The organism is Phenylobacterium sp., from assembly GCF_044236515.1.
In the GTDB taxonomy this organism is placed as follows: Bacteria; Pseudomonadota; Alphaproteobacteria; order Caulobacterales; family Caulobacteraceae; genus Phenylobacterium.
Genome location: NZ_JBIIGK010000192.1, coordinates 1 through 4,594, shown reverse-complemented (window position 1 = coordinate 4,594; position 4,594 = coordinate 1). Strand labels below are relative to the sequence as shown.

7 protein-coding genes are annotated in these 4,594 nt (G+C 70.9%); 3 read left to right on the top strand and 4 right to left on the bottom strand.

Annotated features, from left to right (window positions below; translation table 11 throughout):
* The 3 genes from ACILRF_RS14600 to ACILRF_RS14590 all read left to right on the top strand — a co-directional run.
* A partial coding sequence (locus ACILRF_RS14600; protein WP_395674145.1) for a transaldolase family protein occupies window positions 1-233 on the top strand: 233 nt, incomplete at its 5' end.
* Window positions 234-246: 13 nt separating this feature from the next.
* The gene (locus ACILRF_RS14595; RefSeq protein WP_395674143.1) at window positions 247-924 is read left to right on the top strand and encodes a DUF484 family protein; all 678 of its coding nucleotides are present in this window, start codon (window positions 247-249) and stop codon (window positions 922-924) included.
* Window positions 909-1,835 (top strand): tyrosine recombinase XerC, encoded by a 927-nt coding sequence (locus ACILRF_RS14590; RefSeq protein WP_395674141.1) that lies wholly within the window; start codon window positions 909-911, stop codon window positions 1,833-1,835. Before ACILRF_RS14595 ends, ACILRF_RS14590 begins: the two co-directional genes overlap by 16 nt.
* Before the next feature lie 4 nt (window positions 1,836-1,839).
* Here the strand turns inward: ACILRF_RS14590 and ACILRF_RS14585 are convergent, their stop codons facing one another.
* From ACILRF_RS14585 to ACILRF_RS14570, 4 genes are all read right to left on the bottom strand, one after another.
* A complete protein-coding gene (locus ACILRF_RS14585) occupies window positions 1,840-2,100 on the bottom strand; it encodes a hypothetical protein (protein WP_395674139.1) in 261 nt (86 codons plus the stop codon).
* A 62-nt stretch (window positions 2,101-2,162) separates the two neighbouring features.
* Window positions 2,163-2,609, bottom strand: coding sequence for a GNAT family N-acetyltransferase (locus ACILRF_RS14580; RefSeq protein ID WP_395674138.1), 447 nt, complete (start codon window positions 2,607-2,609; stop codon window positions 2,163-2,165).
* Entirely contained in the window at window positions 2,591-3,988 is a 1,398-nt protein-coding gene (gene lpdA / locus ACILRF_RS14575; RefSeq protein ID WP_395674136.1) for a dihydrolipoyl dehydrogenase, read from the bottom strand. The genes ACILRF_RS14580 and lpdA overlap by 19 nt, the downstream gene beginning before the upstream one ends.
* A 148-nt stretch (window positions 3,989-4,136) precedes the next feature.
* Window positions 4,137-4,594: 2-oxo acid dehydrogenase subunit E2 (locus tag ACILRF_RS14570; protein ID WP_395674134.1), on the bottom strand; the 458-nt coding region annotated here is incomplete at its 5' end.

The window sequence follows — 4,594 nt, the reverse complement described above, 5'->3', positions numbered from 1 at the left end:
TGGACCTGATCACCGAGATCCGGGCGATCTACGACAACTACGGCTTCGACACCGAGATCCTCGCCGCCTCGATCCGCAGCCCGGGCCACGTGACCCAGGCGGCCATGGCCGGCGCCGACTGCGCGACCATTCCGCCGGAGGTCTTCCAGGCGCTCTTCAAGCACCCGTTAACCGAAAAGGGGCTTCAACAATTCCTCGCGGACTGGGCGAAGACGGGCCAGTCCATCCTCTAGAGGACGGGACGACATGGACGGGGCCGAAGCCAGAGCGGAACAGAGCACGCTGGAGGCCGAGGTCCGGTCCTACCTGCGCGAAAACCCGGCCCTGATCCGCGACGACGCAGCCCTGCTGGCGGAGCTCGGCCTGAAGGTCGCCGACAACGTCGTCGAGTTCGGCCACGCCGCCCTGGCGCGGGTGCACGCCGCCCACGAGCGCGAGGCCGACGCCCGCCGCCAGATCGAGGCGACCGCCCGCGACAACTACGCCGCCCAGGGCCAGACCCACGGGGCGGTCATCGACCTGCTGGAAAGCCGCAACCATGCCGACCTGGCGCGACGGGTCGACGACCTCGCCCAGCTGCGCTTCGGCCTGGCCGCCGGGGTGGTGGCGCTGGAGGGGCCCGAGAACACGCCGGCCGGCTGGCGGGCCCTGGCCGCGGGCCAGGTGGACATGATCCTCGGCGACCACGCCGCCCTGCACCGGATGGGCTTTGCGCCCACGGCGCTCGGCCTGTTCGGCGAGCGCGGCGAGGAGATCCGCTCGATGGCGCTGGTGCGCCTGGCGATCTGGGAGCCGGCGCGCCAGGGGGTGATCGCCTTCGGCTCGAACGACCCGGAGGGCTTCACCGCCGACATGGGGGCCGAGCTGGTCGCCTTCCTCGCCCGCGTCGTCGAGCGCACGGCCGAGCGGTGGCCGGTCCTCTGACCGCCGGCCAGGCTCGGGACGCGTTCCTCGAGCACCTGGACAAGGAGCGGCGGGCCTCGCCGCGGACGCTGGAGGCCTACGGTTTCGCGGTCCGGCGCTATCTCGATTTCCTGCAGCAGCACCGCGGCGAGGCGTTGAGCGCCGGCGATCTCGGCGGGGTGACGGCCGGCGAGGTGCGCGCCTGGCTCGCGCATCTGCGGGCCGGCGAGCGGCCGCTCTCGCCGCGCTCGCTGTCGCAGGCCTTGAGCGCCGTGCGCGCCTTCCACCGCTTCCTCGACCGCCGCCTGGACATCGCCAACGCCTCGATCTCCCTGGTGCGCGGGCCGCGGGTCAAGCCTGGCGCGCCGCGCCCCGTCAGCGAGGACCAGGCCCGCGGCCTGATGGCCGAGCCGGCGCTCGACCCCGACCGCGAGGACTGGGAGGCGGCCCGCGACCAGGCGGTCCTGACCCTGCTGTACGGCTGCGGCCTGCGGATCTCGGAAGCGCTGTCCCTGCGCCGCCGCGACGCGCCGCTGGGCGATAGCGTGCGGATCGTCGGCAAGGGGTCGAAGACGCGGATCGTGCCGGTGCTGCCGGCGGTGCGGGCGGCGGTCGACGACTACCTTGCGGCGGTTCCGTTCGCGCCGGGGCCGGACGAGCCGTTGTTCCGCGCCAAGCGCGGCGGGCCGCTATCGCCGCGCCATGTGCAGGCGACGGTGCAGGGCCTGCGCGGTCGGCTCGGCCTGCCCGACAGCGCGACGCCGCACGCCCTTCGGCACTCCTTTGCGACCCACCTGCTGGGGGCGGGGGCGGACCTGCGTTCGATTCAGGAATTGCTGGGCCACGCGTCGCCGTCGACCACCCAACGCTACACCGAGGTCGATGCGGCGGCGCTGCTGAGCGCCTACGCCAGCGCGCATCCGCGGGCGTGAAGAGCTAGCGCCGCGGAGCGGGGAAGCGGCCGTCGAACTGGACGTCGCGGCGGACGATGACCGGCGTGGAGCAGCCGTCAGGGCCGAGGCGCAAGACGGCGAGTTCGTGATTGGCCCTGGGCAGGTCGCCGAGCGACTGGATGCGCGGCTGCGGCGCGCGGCGGGCCACGGGCTGGGCCGCCCAGCGGCCGCAGTCCGGGCGGGCGACCAGAGGCGCATCGACCGGGACGGCGGACAGGGCGGCGGAGAGCAGAAGCGGGACCATTTGAAGGCTCCTTTTCGCGCCGCGAATTGTGGCCCCCGCCGCCGCCGCGGCCAAATTAACTTTCAGCCACGCACCAGCCGCAGCCAGTCGATGTCGGAGCCCGGGTCGCGGCCGCGCTCGGCGCAGGTGAACCCCTCGCGGGCGTAGAAGGCCTGGGCCCGGCGATTGGCGGCCTGGACCTTGAGCGAGAGCGGGCCGTCGGCGGCGCGGGCGACATGGTTCAGCAGCGCCTTGCCGACGCCGTGGCCGCGCTCGGTGACATAGAGCGAATGGAGGAAGTTCTGCGGTCGGTAGAAGCCGGCGACGCCGACCAGCCGCCCGGCCCGCTCGGCGAGGTAGATCTCCTCGTCACGGGCGGCGCGCAGGAAGTCTTCGCGACGATGGCGGTCGGCCGGCAGCCAGGTGAAGGTCTCGACCAGCACCCGCACATAGAGGTCGGCGCAGGCGGACAGGTCGTCCGCCCGTGCGCGCCTGATCGTCAGGCGTTCGGTCAGGCCTGCATCGTCCAACCTTCGACTCCCATGGCCGCCTGGCGCAGGGCTTCAGAGCGGGTCGGGTGCGGGTGGCAGGTGCGGGCGACGTCTTCCGACGCGGCGCGGAATTCCATGGCCACCGCATATTCGCCGACCATCTCGCTGACCGACGGGCCGAACAGGTGGGCGCCGAGGATCTCGTCGGTGGCGGCGTCGGCCAGCACCTTCACGAAGCCCTCGGTCTCGTGGTTGATCTTCGCCCGGCTGTTGGCGAGGAACGGGAACTTGCCGACCTTGTAGGCGCGGCCCTCGGCCTTCAGCTCCTCTTCGGTCTTGCCGACCCAGGCGACTTCCGGCGCGGTGTATACCACCGAGGGGATGATCCCGTAGTTCACGTGGCCAGCCTTGCCGGCGATGGCCTCGATGCAGGCGACCGCCTCTTCCTCGGCCTTGTGGGCCAGCATCGGCCCGAGGGTCACGTCGCCGATCGCCCAGACTCCGGGGGCGGACGTCTTCCAGTGGTCGGCGGCGATGAAGCCGCGCTTGTCGGTCTCGATGCCGACGGTCTCGAGGCCGAGGCCCTCGGTGAACGGGCGGCGGCCGATGGCCAGCAGCACATAGTCGGCCTCGATCGTCTCCGCCGCGCCGCCGGCGACCGGCTCCATGGTCAGGGCGACGCCGCCCTTGCCCGCCTTGCCGCCGGTGACCTTCATGCCGAGGCGGAATTCCATGCCCTGTTTGGCGAGCGCCTTCTGGAACGCCTTGGCGACCTCGCCGTCCATGCCGGGCGTGATGCGGTCGAGGAACTCGACCACCGTGACCTTCGCGCCAAGACGGCGCCACACCGAGCCGAGCTCAAGGCCGATGATGCCGGCGCCGATCACCACCAGATGCTTCGGCACCTGCGGCAAAGCGAGGGCGCCGGTGGAATCGAGGACGCGGTCGTTGTCGACGGTGACGCCAGGCAGGCCGGCCGGCTCGGAGCCGGTGGCGATGACGATGTTCTGCGCCTCGAGCGTGGTGACGGCGCCGTCGGCGGCGGTCACCTCGACCTTGCCGGCCCCGGCGATGCGGCCGCGGCCTTTCACCCAATCGACCTTGTTCTTCTTGAACAGGAACTCGATACCCTTGGTCAGTTGGCCGACGCTGTCGGCCTTTTGCTTCTGCATCTGCGGCAGGTTGAGCTTGGGCTTCACCTCGATGCCGAGGGTCGCGAACTCGGTGTTGGCCGCCTCGTAGAGCTCGGAGGCGTGCAGCAGGGCCTTGGACGGCATGCAGCCGACGTTGAGGCAGGTGCCGCCCAGGGTCTCGCGCATCTCGACGACGGCGGCCTTGAGGCCGAGCTGGCCGGCCCGGATCGCGGCGTTGTAGCCGCCGGGACCGCCCCCGATGATGACGACGTCGTACTGGGCCATGGGGTTCGTCCTCGAAGGGCTAGACTTTACGCGAGACCTCGCCCTCTCCCTACCCTCTCCCGCTTCGCTGCGCGGGGGCGAGGAGGAACGCGGCGCGGCCGGCTCCTCTCCCCCGAACCGAGGGAGAGGATAAAGCAGAGGGGTTAACTCAGACGTCGAGCAGCAGGCGCTGCGGGTCTTCGATGGCCTCTTTGACCTGGACCAAGAAGCTGACCGCGCCCTTGCCGTCGACGATGCGGTGATCGTAGCTCAGCGCCAGGTACATCATCGGCCGGATGACGATCTGGCCGTTCACGACGACCGGACGCTCCTGGATCTTGTGCATGCCGAGGATGCCCGACTGCGGGGCGTTGAGGATCGGCGTCGACATCAGGGAGCCGTAGACCCCGCCGTTCGAGATCGTGAAGGTGCCGCCCTGCAGGTCCTCGAGGGCGAGCTGGCCGTCGCGAGCCTTCTTGCCGAGGTCGCCGATGGTCTTTTCGATCTCGGCCAGGCTCATGGCGTCGGCGTCGCGGACGACCGGCGTCACCAGACCCTTCTCGGTGCCGACGGCGACCGAGATGTCGTAGTGGTTCTTGTAGATGATGTCCTGGCCGTCGATCTCGG

Excerpts from the sequence above, each read along its gene's own strand:
- lpdA (WP_395674136.1), bottom strand. The coding sequence starts at position 3,988 with ATGGCCCAGTACGACGTCGTCATCATCGGGGGCGGTCCCGGCGGCTAC.
- ACILRF_RS14585 (WP_395674139.1), bottom strand. The coding sequence starts at position 2,100 with ATGGTCCCGCTTCTGCTCTCCGCCGCCCTGTCCGCCGTCCCGGTCGAT.
- ACILRF_RS14595 (WP_395674143.1), top strand. The coding sequence starts at position 247 with ATGGACGGGGCCGAAGCCAGAGCGGAACAGAGCACGCTGGAGGCCGAG.